The following is a 17888-nucleotide window of genomic DNA, read 5'->3' as shown; positions in this document are numbered from 1 at the left end:
TTCACCACCTTATTGGAATCGCTCATATACTTGCGCTTTTTTCATTTGGGGCTGGTAAACGGACTTTCCATTGCTATAACTGAATCTTTTCATAAATAAATAGCGAAAATAGCCAATAAAGAAACGATCCAGGCGTTTACCATCTAATTTACTCCGACAAATCGCACCAGCAATCATCCACGGTAACACAGCGTAAAAAGCTAGTTGTAGCGTAGTCGGTAAAATTTGATTAATACCTCCTCTAAAAAGAAAGAAAAACCCAAAAATCAAACCGGAGACCATTATTTGTCTAATTTCTATGCCTTTTGAAAAAACAAGTGATTTCTCACCTTTACCAATTTTCCAAATTTTCAAAGGGTATTTGAAGAATTTTCTGTAACTGTAGGCTTGAGATCTCAATTCAGACCACCACTTTTTACTTTATGCCAAATAGCCGTTGCCAAACTTTCAAATTCACCTGGATTCGCGACAATTACATAACAGATAACGGCGAAAATAAAACTCGAGAAGAACTGGCCCCAACGTTGCGAAATGAATGCTCGAACAATCATAACGATCATAATGATAAATACAACTGCCGCAACTTGACCTGAAACGTAATCAGTTAGACCTGTAATATCTGGTAGCATGGACATCATCCTCCTAAAGTGTGTTTTAATTGTTGAACATAAAATTTATTCTTTTCTTTCTTCACAACAAGAGTAAATGGGTGTTTCGTTTGTAGCCCTGTATTTGCTTCTTGAAAGAGCACAATCGTCTTCACGATATATTGGCCCTTAACCTCTCCATCATAAACCACTAAATCTTCCAAACCTTTATATTCGTAAAGATCTTTAAGTGATTCAGGTTTTTCCATTAAATATGACATTTCCTGGATAGAATTCGTCGTATAAAAAGTAAAAAATTGAGTAGAGAATTGTTTTAGTTCATCTTCCATTTGCATATTCTTCTTCGCTTGATCCGTGTGGTCTTGAATAGCAGTCAGGCGTGCTTGACTAGGAAGTTTTTGATAATATGGTTGTTCAATCACGTTGAAAGACTCTCCGTCTGTACCTAGTCGAACGATAATCATTTGCTCTTTTCTACCTAATGATTTTTCTACAGTTTTCACTTTTTCTTCTTTAACTACTTCCTCTTTTCCTTTTTCATTTTTCTTTTTCACTTCTACTAGGTCTTTTTTTGATGTGATGTTGAAGAGCTCGTAATTGATTCGATACACATAACTAGCTGAATCTTTTTTTATATCCTTCACATCATAAAGACTCGCACTCTTTAAAACTCGTTTTCCTTGAAACTCAGAAAGATTCTCTAACTTTCCAACCGTTAACCCTTCAGCGAGGAAGCTTTGAAGTGTTTTTGCTCGTTTTTCTCGCTCATTTTTATCATTGGGAAGATTGATAAATGCTTCAATAAATTGACTGGCATACGCATCACCAGCTGGCGAATTCGCAAAACCTACTTCATGTAAACTGGCAATCTGCGCTGCGGCTTTATCCTGATAACCATTTACTTTCTTGTTTAAAAAACCAGTCCGAGCCCAGGATTGAAAGGAGAAAAAAATAACACCTATTAGCGCTAACCAAAATAGGATGGTAAATGCCATCCTCCCATTCAATCGAGAGGATTTTAAACGTCTTTCATCTCTTAAAATCTTTTTTCTGCCCTGATCTAGATTCTTTTTAAAAGCGTCGAGAACATTCATTGAATCCCTCCTAAGTCTAATGCGTTTCGTACATACACTCGACGGAAATAGGTATCTTGCTCTTCTTCCTCTACCATTTTTCGATTAATAAATATTTCTCCGATTTGCAAGTTTTTAATTTCACTTGGATTGGCTTTGAATCGTTCGACATTGCGAACTGTGCCCATTTCTGCTTCATATCTTAAATGTGGAAATTTCTTTTGGACTTGCTGTGTGATTTCTTGATCGGAATACGTTCCAAACACTTTTGCGATCCGCTCCGCATCTTTCGATGAATTGACGCGCCCGGTGGCGAGTATGTTACAGTTGGATATAATTTGTTCGGTCATAATCGGATCAAGTGCATCAATATCAGACAATGTTTGAGTCGAAATAATGCATTCAAACCCTGCTGATCGTGATTTATTGACTATGTCTACAATTCTGCGATCCGCGTAAGCTGAAAATTCGTCGTATACACCAAAGATTGATTTTCGTCCTTTCATTTGTCGGTAAGCAACCAAACTATTCACATCCAAGATAATCATTTTCCCAATTTTGCGAATATAATCAGCATACCGACTCCCAGAAATACTGAAGATGACAACGTCGTTGTTATCTGTAATCTTTTGGAGGTCTATTCCATTTTCACTTTCAATAAACAAATGACCTAAATCAGATTCTAATAACTCACCTAATTGCATTTTCAGACGAGTTAAGCAACTTTCCACAATCTCTTCAGGAAATTCTTGGTCCAAACTATTTTTAATGCGCTTCATTCCTTCTTGAAGTTTAGTGATTGAACGCCTACGCTTCTCGATAACTGTCTTCTTGACCATTTCGACCTTTGGTTCAGAAGGAGTGATAAAACCGATTAAATCATCATCTTGAGACGGATGGTCAATCTTTCCGCCTACAACCTCTTCATCCACTTCAACTTCGAACTCTTCTTCGATTTCTTCTTGCGTACTATGTTCTTTAAAGAATTCGTTCAGTTGCTTAAAATTGGTTAATTTCGCAATCGTTTTAATCTCTCTTGGTTCACCTGCTTCATCGATCAGTTTAACGACCAACTGTAGATAACGAGAAGCAATATCGGTGTAATAGGCTCCATCCCCTTCGGAAGAAAAGGAAAAAAGCGACATTAATTTATCTCTTGTTTCTGTGGGAGTTCCATTCTTGATGGGGTTATAAGTGAGGTGGTCCATTTCAGAAAATAGGTAAACGTTTTTCCCATATGCTTCACATAAGGATTTAAATTCAAGCATCGATTTTCGTTCGCCTTTTCCATCAACAAAGATAATTGGTTTATCTTGCTGCAATGCTGCTTCCATTAAAGAAGCAATTAACGTTGTTTTGCCCGTACCTGTTCCTCCGGTAGCAAGCATGTGGTAGTTTAATTCGTTGGAGTTCAGTGATACACGTTCTTTAAAATCGGTATACCCTATAAAAACTTCTTTTGTAGGTTTTTCCCGGTACTTTTGCTGCTGCTTGTCCAAAAATTTTACTCTTTTTTTGCGAAACGCTTTATACTTTTGTGCTGTCTTTTGCTTTAGTACTTCACCAGATTTAGTTTCCACTTTCTTTTTCCAAAAAAACGTTGCAAAGATGAAGTAACCAAATGAAAATAACAACGCGATTGCGACTAATACAATATAAGAAGAAGCATTGGCAGGAATGACATGGCCTTCATTAAACAATCGTTCAAGTCCAGTTGATAAATATGGAATATTCATTTCAGAAATGATACCAAAATACGTTAGGATATTTCCTGATAGAAATTGCCATAGGAGAAGTATAAACCCTATCAAAAGCGCTACATATGATAGCCAGGCCCTTTTGAATTGATGAATGATCGCAAAAATTAGCATTCCAAGTATAACAGGTAAAAAGAATAGTAACCCTATCATTCCGATTATGCCATAGAAAACCATTTCGCCAATCAATCGGTCTGTTTCAGTTTGTTGAGATTGCTCCTGGCTTTTCGCCATTGGATTCACTTGGCATCACCTCTTCCCAACGCTCTTCTAAGATAGCCGAAGGAATTTTTCGTACGGAAATTTTATTTGCATTAATGAATTTTTGCTTCGCTTGATTGATGACATTGTGTATTTTGACGTCATCTGCAAAATAAATTACTTGATCATACGCGTAAGGTTGGTCCTCGGAACGTTCACTTGAAAGCATCGCATCTAAAAGCTTAAACTTTTCATCATATCGATTTCGTTCTTTCTTATTTAGCTCCAGTTCGACCCAAGTCGTTGTCACTTTTCCGTCAGCTGACTTAAAAAAGAAAACTGCATCTGGTATTCTGTCTCTATTTGCATTGTAAGCTTTTAATTTACTCTGGTTATCCCCTTGTCCAATCATCGAATACCGGATTTCTCTTTCAGTACGATATTTAAATTCAATACTCTGCTTCATAGCTTGAAACTCATAATAGAGAACCAAATCAGTTAAAAGAAGATCATGCTGCATTGTATAAATAGAGGCCTTTGTTGGAACTGTTGCACTGACATTCGTTAAATTTCGGGCATCAATTGTCCCCAGATAAACGCCAACTTTATGAGCGATCATTTCATGCTTTACATAATTCTTGCCCTCTAATTTTCGTAAACGTCGATAAACACGGTGAATATTTGGCTCTTGAAATTTCAACATCATCTGCTTTGCTGTAACCATCCCGTTTCTCAAAATAAACGTAAGATACTCTATATCTTTTTCTTTTAATGAAGTGTACTTCAACATCGGAAACATTCCCCTTTTCCTAAAATATAGGAACTACTCTCCCGTTTACTAGCTAACCAAATACTATAAGCAAAAACACAAATCACACCGTAAATCCAATCACAACTATAAGTAAGAGTTTAATAAATACCTAGAACAATTCCCCTAATAAACTACTAAAATAGCTAATTAAAAAGTTCACACTCTTTTAAACCAAAACCATTAATCAATCGTGAATGAATTATCATAAAAGAATCCATTTTAATACATAAATCTCTTCACCTAACATCTCACTAACACATTCGATTTAGTTGAATTTTATTTTTATTACATAATTTTTTTGAACTTTTCATTCTCACCTTTGAACATCAACTTTCCCATGATCTTGAACTTTTTCATTTCACTCGAACTAATATTTTGACCTTGAACTTCATCACTTTTTTTTTACTTGATCCTCCTCCTCTATTCAGTTTAGTTCTTAAACTTTTCCACTCATATTTGGATTGGCTCCTGCTTTATAGAGTAGCAGAAGACCTCGGCTATGTTTACGTTGTATAGGCGAGGTCTTCTGCTGGTTACGAATATAAACAGGAGCCAATCCTGCCTTTGTATGAGTGGAAAAGACCTCAATACACTACCATAAAGAAAACAACCATTGATTTTCTTATGGATTACGTATTAAAGTCTATATAAATTGCGAAAATTCTAACTTCTCAACAGTGTACAATACGTACATCTGTTTAGCAATTCCAATCAAGCAAATTCGTTCAGTATGCCTATTTAATGAAATTTTAAGTAAGAAGAACCTCCTATAAATTTCCATTCTCCCTACATTAATTCCCACAGATCTTAAAAAAATTACTTACATTTCTCTGTTTTTTTCGTTTTAATATTGTCAAACACTTTATACCAGTATAAAAGTCATGATATTGTATTCCACTATTTCTTTTCTAACAATCAAAATAAGAATGCATAAGAAAATGCATAGTTATCACCAAAATCGCATTTATATCTAAAAATTTCATTTACTGAACCACTACTATTTTCATTAGCTAGGCTTCATCAGCTTAAATAAAAACAGCAAATACTCTCCACGTAGAACCTTATCAAAAAGAAACTATATATAAATATTTTACCCAGATCAAGAATCTCTCATATTTAATTAACCAAAGAACCCCCTAAATACTTAAACCAAATTAACTACGCTTCGCCAAAACCCAACAAAGGAGAATATAGATATGTAATGGCAGACTGGCTTATTAATTCTAACCGGTATTTTGAGTTGGTGGAGATGCTCCGGTACGATAAATTAGATTCAGTTCATCCCAAAGCAGATCAACTTCTACAGACGAGATGGCCAGTGAATGTTTAAACTGTTTTAGTTCAGGAAAAAGCTCAGCAAATGTTAATTGTGCATTTTTCACGTGTTCTTTACGTAATAGCAACAATCTTTTAAAGAGCATAGATTGGCTTGCCACTTTCGTGATCGCGCCACGCCCTTGACCAATTGTATATTTTTTTAGTTTACTAGAGTGCTTCAGAACTTCCTTTAGGGAGGATACTGCCATTCCAAAGGATTCTGCAAGCATCTTTAAAGAGCCCTCTAAAAATGGCTTTTCGGGACTTGTTTGAGCTTCTAAATAGGCAAGGATATCTACTTCCCATTCGTTATAATGAGAACGTACTCTTTCCTCACGGGGTTTTTTAAACTTATACCAGCCTTCTCTTCCTGAAAACTTAGCTTGTCCATCTGTCCATAATTCAAGTAACCCCTCAACATAAGAACGTTTTGCTCCTTTATACTTACCAGAATATGCACTTTTTAATGTACGCTCAAATTCACTTTTTGATAAAGGCTGCGCTAAATTGCTGTTAAATTGATCTAGTTCATCATACGCCTCTTCAAACGATTTTTCACTAGCATAATTCGCAATAGCCATCGTCAAAAGAGCGTTATTACGACTAGCACCATGGTGGCCTTTTTCAATATCTGTTGTACGGATTAAAGCATGATACCAGTCTGAGGACGTTTGATCGAATGCTGAAGTATACTTATTGTAAACAACACGCAAGAAGGTCCTTTTTTCTTCTTTTTCAAACTGTTGCGACCATGAAAGTAGTTGATTAGTATTTGCCGGCTCTGCATAAAAATCAAGCGTATTATCCTCTCTTGGTAACCGATAAAATCCAAACGGTACACACCCTGTATCGATTGGAACAAATTTACTTAACGCCTTCCTTATGTTTTCTGATAAACGTTCTGCTACTCGGAGTGCCTTGTAATTATTGTTTTTATGTATATAAAAAGGAGTGTCCAGGACAAAAAAAGATTGAAATCCCCTTGGCGTTTCCAGGAGGAGATTTGGACGAGGTAATCCTAATTCTTCACATCCTAAATAAAGGGCATACAAATCGACTTTTTTTGTGTCGATATCAAACCCAATGACATTGATCTGCTTAAGATTTTCACGTGTGTGCCCCTTAATCACTCGATTCTTGAAATCGTAATAGGTACCACCGCGGTACGTGTTCGGTGTCCAGTGTGATAGTTGTTGATACCGGTCTTGCAACGCTTCATAAGAAGTAACAACGTATCCTTTCCCTTCAATAAGGTCTTCTTTGGAAGGTGACACGAAAACACAACCTTTACGGTACGGATCATTCTTCAGGGCTTTCTCGTAAGCTACAACTCTATCAAATGGTGCACGAGAACCCTTTTTCTTATATAGATAAAGGGTGTTATGGGTCATGAATTGCATGATTTCAACTGGTGAAATGACACTTCTTATTTCGTTTTCTAATTCATGTACTTCCATTTCGTACACCTCCTTTAAATAGATAAGAATGCTAGGATAATTTGTTGAAATAAGTATATCGAAATCGTTTTTTGAAAAAGGGTGCTCTCTAAGCAAAATGCACCAAAAAAAATAAACCCCTTGAAGCTTAGAGCCACAAGAGGTTTAGAAAAAGTTGAAAAGATTTTTTCTATACAGGTTCCGCTGAGATTTTGCACCAAAATATCAGAAAATGAACCAATTTTAATAAAAGACAATTTTTATATAAACGGAAGAAATCCTGTCCTATCAATCGTTTCAGGGATTCTCTCTAAAAAAATACTAAACAGGTTTCGCTGATACCAACGTGTTCGTGGTGCATTTTTCATACACAGGTTCCGCTGTTTTTTCAACAGCACTACTGAGAGAACGTTGTGTTTTTTTAAAAAATTAGCTCATGAAAAGTAAAAAACTGTCGATATATCAATGTTATACTAGGTACACAAGTTACGCTGACTTTCTTTCTAAATGCACCACTAATGGACCAATTCTTTAGAAATTAGTATACAAGTTACGCTGACTTTCTAAATAATGCACCACTAATGGACTAATTCTACAGAAAATAGTACACAAGTTACGCTGACAACCTATAAAATGGTGCATTTTAAGAGGTTAAATTAATGATAAAGTATCAAATGTTGAAATGCTGGTAAGATGAGCCTCCAATATAAAGAGCATCTATCAAAATTAAAGCTTGAGATAGATGATCTTGTGAAAAAAAATTGAAGAATATAATATTATCTAAACAATTCCCGCTATAGGAGAAAAAATCGAGGCAACTATAATCTGGGAACCTTATTTTACCATTTAAATTTAAAACCTAGCTCAACACCACCAAACCCTGCTGAAATGTTCAAATTTTTATTAGAAAGTTACTTCGCTAAATAAAATTCTAAGGAAGTATTTTTATAAATAGAACGAAATTTTTTAGAGTATCCGAAATTCATAGCAATTACTCCGTATTAGCATGGACCTTAAAATTCACTTTTAATATGGGATAATATTCATTCCTCCAATCTTTTAATTCATGGTAAGAAACCAAATGTTGAAATTGTTGCCCAAATCCAAATATATCTGTATGCTTTCCTTTGGTTTTCTTAAGTATTTGGTAAAATCTCTCTTCAATAAGCTTTTCAAGTTCTTTTTTAATTCTTTTATCTGTAATACCTTCTTCTCTTTCTAAAATATATATACTTAAATTCAAGTTGCTTGCCACAGACGGTTCATTATTTCTCATCGATGCTTTTTTTTGGATGGAACTGTTAATTACCATAATACTAGCAAATCCCAAGCTCTCTATATTTCCTTTTTCACTTTTACTTTGAAACACGTTAATTAATTGACTCTCTTGCGGGCTGATTCTTTCAACTATTTTTTTTCCTTTCTTCAAAATATCTGAACCCTCAAAGACTAAGACAGTATCTTTTCCAGAACGAACAACCGGAATAGCGATATCTTTAGAATTTAAAAATTGGCTTCGATACAATTCCCAAATAGGGATACTAAAGATCTCCGGTGCCCAGCCAGTACCTTTATTAAAAAAATCGTAAATAGAGGTAGCTTGAACACCTAATTTTTCGTTTATGTTTGCTAATATATCCTCAACATTCTCATCTGAAATGGCCACTAACGCTCTTGATGGAACTTCTTCAGAAACCATTAAGAACTTTATAAGCTCATTAAATTCCTGTTGGTTATGTGCCAAATTACTTTGAATAACAATTAATCGAATTTGTGAGTAATCAACGGCATCTTCAGAATTTGTACGAATTTGTCCAAGTGCACTTGCGACTGTTTCGCCTTTTCCTGTTACGACTTTCGATATTTGATTTTCATTTTCAAATACAGGGATTTGCAATGCTAATTTATACTCTTCAACATCGTCCTTAGAAATACCCATGACTAAAGGAAGGGAACGCTTATTAATATCTTTAATATCCCAACAGCCGCAGAGAAAAATTACTGACATGAATACAAAAAACAATTTAAATCTTTTATTATTTTTCATAGACAAAAACGCCTCGTTTCGTTAAGAAACCATAGATAAAAATGGTTATTGGAATAATAATTATAAAATAAGCTTGAGCACATGTACTCCACAGAAAGTATTTTTCAATCAAAGATTTGTTTGGAACAAATAAAACTAAAATAAATGCGATAACTGAAAAAGCAATAATCCAATAAGAAGAATACACTATCCGGCAATTAAACAATTTCCTCAGGATTTGTCCGACCATCCAAAGCAAAATAGCATTAGCCAATATCACTAAACACACTAACGATAAACCGAAGAATACAGCCTGTCTGTTGAACGAAAACCAGCTTATGTCTACTGAATCCATTGCTTCATAAAAAGGACTGGTCAGCGTAACGACCGTTTCTTGTCCAAATATAAAGAGCGGTACATACACTACAGATAGAAAAAATAGCGTCACACTAACGCATGCAATAAAAAGTTGACGGAATCTCCATTTTTTGTCTGTAGAAATAAACCCCAAAAATAAAAAAGACGAAAATCCCAGAAGATAGAAAAATTTTATATTGAACAAAAACTTGTGAGGTGAATTCCACCCTGGCGTAACATTATGTATATCAAAATTTACAACAGAGGTAAAAATGTTAAATAAAACTAAAGGAATAACAATAAAGAAAATAATAATCGAGGAACGTAAAATTGTACCTAATCCTTTTATAGCTGTATATATCGAAATGAAAAAAAACAGTATCATAATAGACCAATAAGGGGTCCGAGGCAAAAAAATAGAAATAATGACTTCCGTGTGCAGCCGAATATTGAGTGCAACGAGCGCAACCAGACTGATTACAAAAGGCGTAAGAATAAGCATTGCAACCCATTTCCCCATTTTCAAATATATATCAATGACATCACTTTCAGGAAAATAATTTAAACCTTTTATGTAAATCCAAAGTAATATCAATTGTAGAAACCCCTGACAAATAACCACTTCCCAATGAGCTGTTTTCGCTAACATATAAATAAGATTAGGAAAGACCAAATAGCCAAAACTAAAATTTATGATAATGAAAACTAATCCAATTTGAATCCGATTTGTCACTTTGTATCTCCTTTTTGTTCAATATGAAACGTTATGTAAGGAATATCGTTGGAAGTTAAACTTGCCAAATATATTACTGTGAAAATGAAACCAATACATACACCTAAAATCCCAAAAATAGATGCTAATATTAAAATGGGGTATTTTAGTAAACGGATGTATAAAGAGTTTTGCATTCCAATTACTGCAGAGCTTGCAATTACAACAGCAGTAATCACAATAACTAACAAATTACTTACTAATTTTGCTTCAACAATCGCCTGTCCGAGTATGACTCCTCCTACCATTGTAATAGCTGGGCCAACGCTCTTAGGGAGCCTCACAATCGCTTCTAGTATTAAATCCACTAAAACGACCATCGCAATAGCCTCAAGAAAAGCCGATAAAGGAATGCCTTCCCTACTTTTTGCGACAAACAGTGCAAGATCCGTTTTAAATACTTCAGGATTAACTGACACCAATGCAACATATAAAGCAGGAAGTATTAACGTGGCGATAGCACCTATTACTCTAAAAATTCTAAGCAAAGAAGAAAGTACATAAGGGAAATTGCGATCGTTTACACTAATTAACATATCCCAAAGTAGATGAGGAAAAACAAGCGCGAATGGACAATTATCTAAAAAAATCACAATTCTGTTCTTTTTTAAGGAGTGGATGGCTTGAATCGGAAGCTCCGTAGCGAATAGATGACTGACAGGACTCAATCTACGTTGTCCAAATTCCTTGTTAAGATCATCAATCGTTTCAATATCTGATTTAATTTTTTTAAACTGCTGGTTGACTTTTTCAATAAGAGCATTAGGGGCTCCTCCTTCAATATAGAGCATTGACAGTTTACGCTTCTCCAACACTCCAACTTGATAGGAACAGTGGCACAGACGTTCAGTGCTCAGCCTTTTTCTGATCATTCCAACGTTCGTATTAATATCCTCTCCAAAGGCATCCAAAGAGGAATAAATAGGACTTTCATTTTTGGGCTCTGCAATACTACTCCTCAGATTTTGGACCATAGGGTCAACGATGGCATTCTGTTCACCATCTTGTGAAAGGATTACTAAATTACCTTCTAATATGGCATTAATTATAAGTTCTGTATTAACGTTAATCTGCCCACTAAGATTTATGAAAAGTGCTTTTATTGAAATAGACGAAGCTGCCATTTGTTGAACATATAATTTAGACTTGGTTAAATCTATTAGTGTATTAAATCCAAAAAGATAGATTACTGTATTATCTACTAACTCTTCTTCGATAAAAAAATCGTCGTGATTGGAAAACTTGGTTTGAATTTCTTTTATAAAATCACTCATTAATTTACCCCTTAAGAATATAGAAATATTATTTAATTATTTGTAATAAGGTTCGATTTTATACGATATCTGATGAATTTAGCGGACGTAGAGAAACACATTTTAACATTTTTAAATACTCCATTTTTTTAACCTTTCTCATTGAACTAAAATGCAATTTAATGGAACAAAAAAAGAGTCACCGAAGCAACTCATGATCTTAAACTATTAGCTGGTTAAGTTGTATAAGGTTTTTTACCTTTTAAGCCCAAATGAGTTTCACGGATTTACCTTGAAGTAAATCCCAGGTATTTAATGTTTCGTTAAAGCGATAGACCGCACAAAGTTCGTCCTCGGTAAAGTAGTCAATGACACCTTGCTTTGTTGCCCCATCACTATACTCATGTTTTATTAACCAATTAAAATCAAATACTCGTTCCCAACCATATCGTTTAGGGAGGGTGTCTTCGTATGTTTCTTCATCCGCTGATGTTAATCTGCCATCGTTCAGTGGAACATGCCACGCATTATAACAACTCCACAGCACGTCTTTTTCGCTATGCTCGAAGACAAATAAATAATTTTCTTTATAACCTTCTTCAATGTCCCAGTCTGTGGCACCGTCACGGTACCCTTCAGGAATTTCTTTCCATACCCATATCAGTGCAGATGCACTCGTTTGATGGATACGTTTCTTGTACTGTTCGAGCATCCAGTTATACGGAGTTTTCATCGACTCATCGAAAATAAACGAAGTATCAGCTACATAATAACCATTTTGACGACAGGCAGTCCACCAAGCTGGCCTTTGAAAAGTGTACAGTTTCACTAGATGCCCCCCTTTTTGCTCAACATTCTTTTAGTATAAATGAAAAAAGCTGATTAGTGATTCAATTAGTTATAAACAGCTTTTATCAGTACTGTTGAACTAGACTTTATGTAACTAGTCGAGTAGAAAGGAATCTTTTTACCTTACTGTAAAGCGAACTCCATCTCCGGGTAGAAGGGTCGCTCAATTAGCGACCCAGACCCCCACAGAACCCGGCGTGCAGATTTCCCGCACCGGGCTCTTCAGAAATTGCTTCACAGTTTTGCGTACATCTTCAATTCCGAAAATGGAATTGAAAGCTTAGGTCGCTCTAAAGGAAAAATCGATTTAATCTGGTTAAATTTCTCCCAAGTTATATAACTCTTTTGACTTCTACTACTTAACATTTTTCTCCAGTAACGTTCTGTTATTTTATAGATTTTAGTTATTGTCCAAAGATTACCAGCTATTCCATAGTAGTTATAATGACCTCTAAGAATTTGATTTAGCTTTTCAGTTTGGTCTTTTATTGACCAATGCCTGATGATCCGGAGAGTTTCCTGTATTTTATTAACGCTTCGCTTAAATCTAGTCTTTTCAGTTTTTCTACCTACCATAAAATTACCTTTACGGTTTCTAGTACAATAATGTGTAAAACCTAGGAAGTAAATGGTTTCCAATTTGCTTCCTTTTTGTTTGGCATGTTTACTGGCAAATCGTCCAAACTCTACTAATCTAGTCTTATTAGGCTCAAGTTCTAATGAGAATTTCGTTAATCTTTTCTTAAGAACTTCTCCAAACCTTAACGCATCTGAACGAAATTGGAAACACACTACAAAATCGTCAATATACCTTATTAGATATGCCTCACCTTTGAGTCTTGGTTTTATCGCTCTTTCAAACCATAAATCCAAAACGTAGTGTAGGTAAATATTGCTTAACAGTACACTTATCGAACCACCTTGCGGTGTCCCTGTTTCACTGACATATGTATCCTTACCTTCCATTACACCAGCTTTTAACCATCTTTTGATTAGACTTATAATCCTAGGGTCTCCAATTCGATGTTGTACGAATTTAATCACCCAATCATGGTTTAAAGTTCCAAAGAAGTTCTTGAGGTCAGCTTCTAGCACCCAGCTAACTTTCTTTCCTGAAATTGTTTCATTGAGCGTAGCTAAGGCATTATGCGCTCCTCTGTTTGGCCTACCCCCAAATGAACAGTTTAAAAAGTCTTGTTCATAAATTGTTGAGAGTACCGTTGCAGTGCTTCTTTGTAGCGCTCTATCTGCTACCGAAGGTACTCCTATAGGTCGTTTTTCAACTTTTCCCGGCTTTGGTATCCAAACTCTTCTTACTGCTGGAGGTTTATAACCGAATCTATGAATTGAATTCATCATATCTTCAACCCATTTTTCAAACTCAATTATAGCCATATCTCTTGTGATTCCATCGATACCAGGTGAAGTGTTCTTTGGCATATGGTTTAAGCTAGTCCATATCAGCTCTTTTGTAATGTGATGTGCTAATGATGTAAATTGTAGTTTTGTATCCTGTCGAGCTTTTACTGCTATTCTTTCTAATCCTGTTGTCATGATTGGTTTCTCCTTACTTTGATTTAAGGACCGAAATCTTCCATTGAATGAAGCTCATGTTTCCTTAGATTGATTCAACTTCTGCTAACCGCTTCCCCATGTAATAGGCTTTCCCTATCTCAGAGTACTATCAGTTAGTAAGACTTCCAATAAACCATCAAATTCTCCTTACTTTATAGGCTTGTTGAATTCTTATCTACATACTGTAGAAGTTTATTGGATCTCCCTTGTTCCCAAGGAATCCATTGATGACATGCCGTAGGTACGAATCCCGGGAGTAATGAGAATGACCTTGCCTTTAACGGTTATTTCATTATTGCCTTCCCTGTAGAGAGAAAAGGTCGGCTACTCCACATCACGTTCAATTTCGGGATTAATTATCCTCTTCACTTTATTCCGGCCTGCCATCTTCCTGTCTACGCTTCGCAGTGAACGTTACCGCGCACTACGCAAGACTCGGTACAAGACTGCTGGCTAAGCATTATCTAGACGACTATCTCAAGTCGCATGTATTCCTTGAACTTGCAAGGCGCAACCCTCCCAGAACCGTGCTTGCGCTATTAACGCACACGGCTCCTCCAACTTATCATTCACAGAACTCATCTAATTTCTATCAGACTTTACTATTCTGCTATCCTTAATAGTTTTGTTTCCATTTATTCTACCTCTGTATGTAGTAAATGTGCCCCTATTAAGGGTAATACTTTGGTAGCAGCCTTTCCTCTATCGGCATTACCCAACTTCATAGGTACTACGCTGCTATCTGACTCCCTACATCGGCATTTGGTTTCCTTACTTGTTATCGCTTGTACACCATACTCTTCTATTAAATGAAAAGACTGGTAGGGTCTCCCGAGTTGCCGTATCATATCAATGTGTTACGTGCCAAGGTCTCTGACTCCTGAGAGGCTTTACCCTTCTTGCCTTAACGAAAGGTAAAATGTTACTTTCTGCTATGCGTAAGGCATCAGCCCTCTCGATTTACTAACATTTCGAAGCTCAATCCCTTCAACCATTTGGCTTTCGGCCCGCAACCTAACTGTCTACGCTTAAAGATTAAAGTTACCTTTAACCCTCCAAGACTCGCTACGAGTGAATGGCTAGTTCTTTCTCGACGGGAATCCCACCCGCTATATGATACGACCTAGGCTCGGCCGCACACGCATGCGTTCGTATTATAAGATCCTAAAAATATTGTTGTTGTAAAAGAGGTCATTTATAGTACAAAAATAGGATAGAAATAGCAGATTTTACTACTGCTTTTCTATCCTTCTTTTTTTGTATTATAATGTGTGTCACTAAATAAAAACTCATAATTATAAATATTTTTACTCATTTGCTTGACTTTCAATAAAATACTTAATGAGTTCTTTTCATTTAATACTTTATTTAAAGGATTTCATCAGCCAAAACATTTTAAAATAATGGCATATTTGTGTAGAGTTGATTCTTATTACTCCTATTAAAGAACATGGAAATCTTAGATATGCGGTTCCAAGTTCTTTAACTTTTTTGATTATATGGTTCTATTCCAAGTTACTATGTCGCCCAAATGCCGCAGTGTGGTCCACATCATTCAGATTACTATAAAGTAAACAAATCGTATCAAAAAGAATATGGACACATTGGTCGAATAATGAGCCAAGTGGTTGTATCGTTTTCAGTTCATTCTCGCGACGATACTTTGTGGCTGCAGGTACATGCAGGATCTTGGTGGCTCCAGCAGCAAGGGAAGACTCCGGATTGGTCGTAACGGCAATAACCGAACATCCCAATGATTGTGTTTTTTCAGCTGTCCAGACTACACTTTTCGTGGTACCGGAACCTGAAACGGCTACGAGTATATCACCTTCGGCTATCGAAGGAGTAATGGTTTCACCTACAACATATACATTTGCACCCAAATGCATTAATCTCATCGCGAATGATTTGGCCATTAACCCCGAGCGCCCCTCGCCAATGATAAAGATCCGCTTTGCTTTTTGCAACTGGGTAGCCAATTCGCGAAGCTCTTCCTCCTCCACCTGACTTAGGACGGTTTCTACTTCACTTAAAATAGTTGGAATCACTAACATGTTCTATTCTCCCTCCATAATTGCCTGTTTCAATTTGGCTGCTGCCTCTTTCGGATTAGTTGCTTTAGTAATTGCTGAGCCGACAATCACTACTGATGGATTTAGGGATTTTCTTAATTTGGCTAGTGAATCAATCGTAATCCCTCCCGCTGCAGCGATTTGAATCGAGGTACCAGTAAAAAGAGTACTGTTCATTATCCCCTTATTCCGTGCACCTGATTCCTCTTGCTCATCCTTGCTTACATGAGCACAAAAGATGGCGTCAGGATAGTTTAATAATTCCCTAACTTGGTCTTCTGTTGTATTCAATAAATCAAACATGACCTTCTTTTCGTAGCGAGCTGCGACTTCCATGCAGGCATTAATAGTTACTAACGGAGAAACACCCATTACGGTCACAATATCGGCTCCTGCTTCAAAAGCCATTTCAAATTCATAACGGGCATTGTCCATTGTCTTCATGTCAGCCACAATGGTTTTGTGTGGAAAAGTTTGCTTCAACTCTCTAACACTTGCCATCCCGAATTCCTTGATTAAAGAGGTTCCAACTTCCACCCAATCGATTGAATCCTCGACGATTCTCGTCAAATTAATAGCATCGGCGATTTGCAGCCGATCCAAGGCTAATTGTATTTTCATGGTTTTAACTCCTTATTTTATATTAGATAAACCGATTTACTAAATCGGTTTATCTTGATTGTACTCCAGCCGTCATTGTATTTCAATTAAGAAAGCTACTAGTTTGAACCAAGCTTAGATGGTGTTAGGCACTGACTACACCATCTTGCTAGGAAACACATACTCTTTAGGCTTTTTCTCTACCTTATTAATTTGATCAAACAACAATTCGGCGGCCTTTTTCCCCATTTCCGAGGCTGGCTGGACAATGAAAGAAATAGGAGTTTCCAACAGATGAGCAAAAGGAATATTATCAAAAACAATCAGATCTATATTTTTGCCTAGCTTGAGTCCCTTTTCGTTTAAAAAATCCATTACTGCTAAAAAAACACGATCATTTGCAGCAAAAATAGCAGTTGGTTTTTCCTCTAATGAAAAAAGTTTTTCTAATTTACTTTTCATATCCGGGATTGCTGCTTCCAAAATAAAATCTGGGTTAATGTTTAAGCCAGCCTCCAACAAGGCTTGTTTATATCCTTTTAATCGATCTCTACGCGTACTAACCATAAGCTGCTGAACTGCAAATGCGATATTTTGATGTCCCTTCTCAATTAAATGGTGGATCGCCTTATAAGTAGACTCGGTATTGTCCGTAATCACCGAAAACACATCCAGGTTTTCTACTTTTCGATCGACAAACACAACAGGGTAGCCTTCCTTAATCATGCGTTCATATAATTCATTATTTTGGCAGGTAGGAAAAATAATCAGGCCATCCACCTGCTTCGCCCGCAGCATTTCAATATATCGCTTTTCCTTCTCAGGATCATCATCTGCATTACATACGATGGCGTGTAAATCATGTCCATTACAAAAATCTTCGATAGAACGGCTAACCTCATTTGAAAAATCATGCATAATATTGGCCACAATTATTCCAATCATGGAGGTTCGCTTTTGCTTTAGACTTTTAGCAATATAATTTGGATGATAGCCAAGCTTGTCAATCGCCTCTTCAATCTTTAGCTTTGTTTTTTCGCCCATATATTCAAACCGTTTATTTATAAACTGTGAAACTGTACTTTTTGATACGCCTGCTTCTCTTGCAACATCTGCCATCGTTACTTTTTCCATACTATCTTCCTCTTTCAACATGCATAATGACTTCATTATAAAGATAA

Annotated in this window: 14 protein-coding genes; all 14 read right to left on the bottom strand. The window is 36.2% G+C overall.

Going from position 1 to position 17888, the window contains the following annotated elements; all coding sequences use genetic code 11:
* Positions 1 to 9: 9 nt before the first annotated feature.
* The gene (locus COJ46_RS01620) at positions 10 to 399 is read right to left on the bottom strand and encodes a TcpE family conjugal transfer membrane protein (RefSeq protein ID WP_097974446.1); all 390 of its coding nucleotides are present in this window, start codon (positions 397 to 399) and stop codon (positions 10 to 12) included.
* Positions 396 to 629 carry a TcpD family membrane protein gene (locus COJ46_RS01615; RefSeq protein ID WP_097974448.1) on the bottom strand — a complete coding sequence of 78 codons (234 nt, stop codon included), beginning with the start codon at positions 627 to 629 and terminating at the stop codon, positions 396 to 398. The genes COJ46_RS01620 and COJ46_RS01615 overlap by 4 nt, the downstream gene beginning before the upstream one ends.
* Before the next feature lie 5 nt (positions 630 to 634).
* Complete coding sequence (locus COJ46_RS01610) at positions 635 to 1702, bottom strand: conjugal transfer protein (RefSeq protein WP_098565623.1); 1068 nt, start codon at positions 1700 to 1702, stop codon at positions 635 to 637.
* Positions 1699 to 3672, bottom strand: a complete 1974-nt coding sequence (locus COJ46_RS01605) for a type IV secretion system DNA-binding domain-containing protein (protein WP_141437764.1) — start codon at positions 3670 to 3672, stop codon at positions 1699 to 1701. The genes COJ46_RS01610 and COJ46_RS01605 overlap by 4 nt, the downstream gene beginning before the upstream one ends.
* Complete coding sequence (locus COJ46_RS01600; protein ID WP_097974453.1) at positions 3638 to 4429, bottom strand: hypothetical protein; 792 nt, start codon at positions 4427 to 4429, stop codon at positions 3638 to 3640. The genes COJ46_RS01605 and COJ46_RS01600 overlap by 35 nt, the downstream gene beginning before the upstream one ends.
* 1244 nt (positions 4430 to 5673) lie before the next feature.
* Positions 5674 to 7320, bottom strand: coding sequence for a primase C-terminal domain-containing protein (locus tag COJ46_RS01595; protein WP_141540887.1), 1647 nt, complete (start codon positions 7318 to 7320; stop codon positions 5674 to 5676).
* A gap of 874 nt (positions 7321 to 8194) precedes the next feature.
* The gene (locus COJ46_RS01590; RefSeq protein WP_097974457.1) at positions 8195 to 9250 is read right to left on the bottom strand and encodes a Ger(x)C family spore germination protein; all 1056 of its coding nucleotides are present in this window, start codon (positions 9248 to 9250) and stop codon (positions 8195 to 8197) included.
* Positions 9240 to 10319 carry a GerAB/ArcD/ProY family transporter gene (locus tag COJ46_RS01585; protein WP_097974458.1) on the bottom strand — a complete coding sequence of 360 codons (1080 nt, stop codon included), beginning with the start codon at positions 10317 to 10319 and terminating at the stop codon, positions 9240 to 9242. Before COJ46_RS01585 ends, COJ46_RS01590 begins: the two co-directional genes overlap by 11 nt.
* A complete protein-coding gene (locus COJ46_RS01580) occupies positions 10316 to 11632 on the bottom strand; it encodes a spore germination protein (RefSeq protein WP_097974460.1) in 1317 nt (438 codons plus the stop codon). The genes COJ46_RS01585 and COJ46_RS01580 overlap by 4 nt, the downstream gene beginning before the upstream one ends.
* Positions 11633 to 11873: 241 nt before the next feature.
* Positions 11874 to 12440, bottom strand: a complete 567-nt coding sequence (locus tag COJ46_RS01575; protein WP_097974462.1) for a DUF3841 domain-containing protein — start codon at positions 12438 to 12440, stop codon at positions 11874 to 11876.
* 254 nt (positions 12441 to 12694) lie between these two features.
* Positions 12695 to 14014: a group II intron reverse transcriptase/maturase gene (ltrA, locus tag COJ46_RS01570; protein ID WP_097974464.1), complete on the bottom strand. Its 1320-nt coding sequence runs from the start codon at positions 14012 to 14014 to the stop codon at positions 12695 to 12697.
* Between the two features lie 1526 nt (positions 14015 to 15540).
* Entirely contained in the window at positions 15541 to 16089 is a 549-nt protein-coding gene (gene hxlB / locus COJ46_RS01560; RefSeq protein WP_097974467.1) for a 6-phospho-3-hexuloisomerase, read from the bottom strand.
* A gap of 3 nt (positions 16090 to 16092) precedes the next feature.
* Positions 16093 to 16728 carry a 3-hexulose-6-phosphate synthase gene (gene hxlA / locus COJ46_RS01555; RefSeq protein WP_097974469.1) on the bottom strand — a complete coding sequence of 212 codons (636 nt, stop codon included), beginning with the start codon at positions 16726 to 16728 and terminating at the stop codon, positions 16093 to 16095.
* Positions 16729 to 16863: 135 nt separating this feature from the next.
* On the bottom strand, positions 16864 to 17841 hold the full coding sequence (locus tag COJ46_RS01550) for a LacI family DNA-binding transcriptional regulator (RefSeq protein WP_097974470.1): 978 nt from the start codon (positions 17839 to 17841) through the stop codon (positions 16864 to 16866).
* Positions 17842 to 17888 lie beyond the last annotated feature (47 nt).

It is taken from the genome of Bacillus sp. AFS077874 (assembly GCF_002566505.1).
Lineage (GTDB): Bacteria > Bacillota > Bacilli > Bacillales > Bacillaceae_G > Gottfriedia.
This window is presented reverse-complemented; position numbering and strand designations above follow the sequence as displayed.

Coding starts and splice junctions, on each gene's coding strand:
- COJ46_RS01610 (WP_098565623.1), bottom strand. CDS start 1,702: ATGAATGTTCTCGACGCTTTTAAAAAGAATCTAGATCAGGGCAGAAAA.
- COJ46_RS01605 (WP_141437764.1), bottom strand. CDS start 3,672: ATGGCGAAAAGCCAGGAGCAATCTCAACAAACTGAAACAGACCGATTG.
- COJ46_RS01615 (WP_097974448.1), bottom strand. CDS start 629: ATGCTACCAGATATTACAGGTCTAACTGATTACGTTTCAGGTCAAGTT.
- COJ46_RS01590 (WP_097974457.1), bottom strand. CDS start 9,250: ATGAAAAATAATAAAAGATTTAAATTGTTTTTTGTATTCATGTCAGTA.
- COJ46_RS01600 (WP_097974453.1), bottom strand. CDS start 4,429: ATGTTGAAGTACACTTCATTAAAAGAAAAAGATATAGAGTATCTTACG.
- ltrA (WP_097974464.1), bottom strand. CDS start 14,014: ATGACAACAGGATTAGAAAGAATAGCAGTAAAAGCTCGACAGGATACA.
- hxlB (WP_097974467.1), bottom strand. CDS start 16,089: ATGTTAGTGATTCCAACTATTTTAAGTGAAGTAGAAACCGTCCTAAGT.
- hxlA (WP_097974469.1), bottom strand. CDS start 16,728: ATGAAAATACAATTAGCCTTGGATCGGCTGCAAATCGCCGATGCTATT.
- COJ46_RS01580 (WP_097974460.1), bottom strand. CDS start 11,632: ATGAGTGATTTTATAAAAGAAATTCAAACCAAGTTTTCCAATCACGAC.
- COJ46_RS01550 (WP_097974470.1), bottom strand. CDS start 17,841: ATGGAAAAAGTAACGATGGCAGATGTTGCAAGAGAAGCAGGCGTATCA.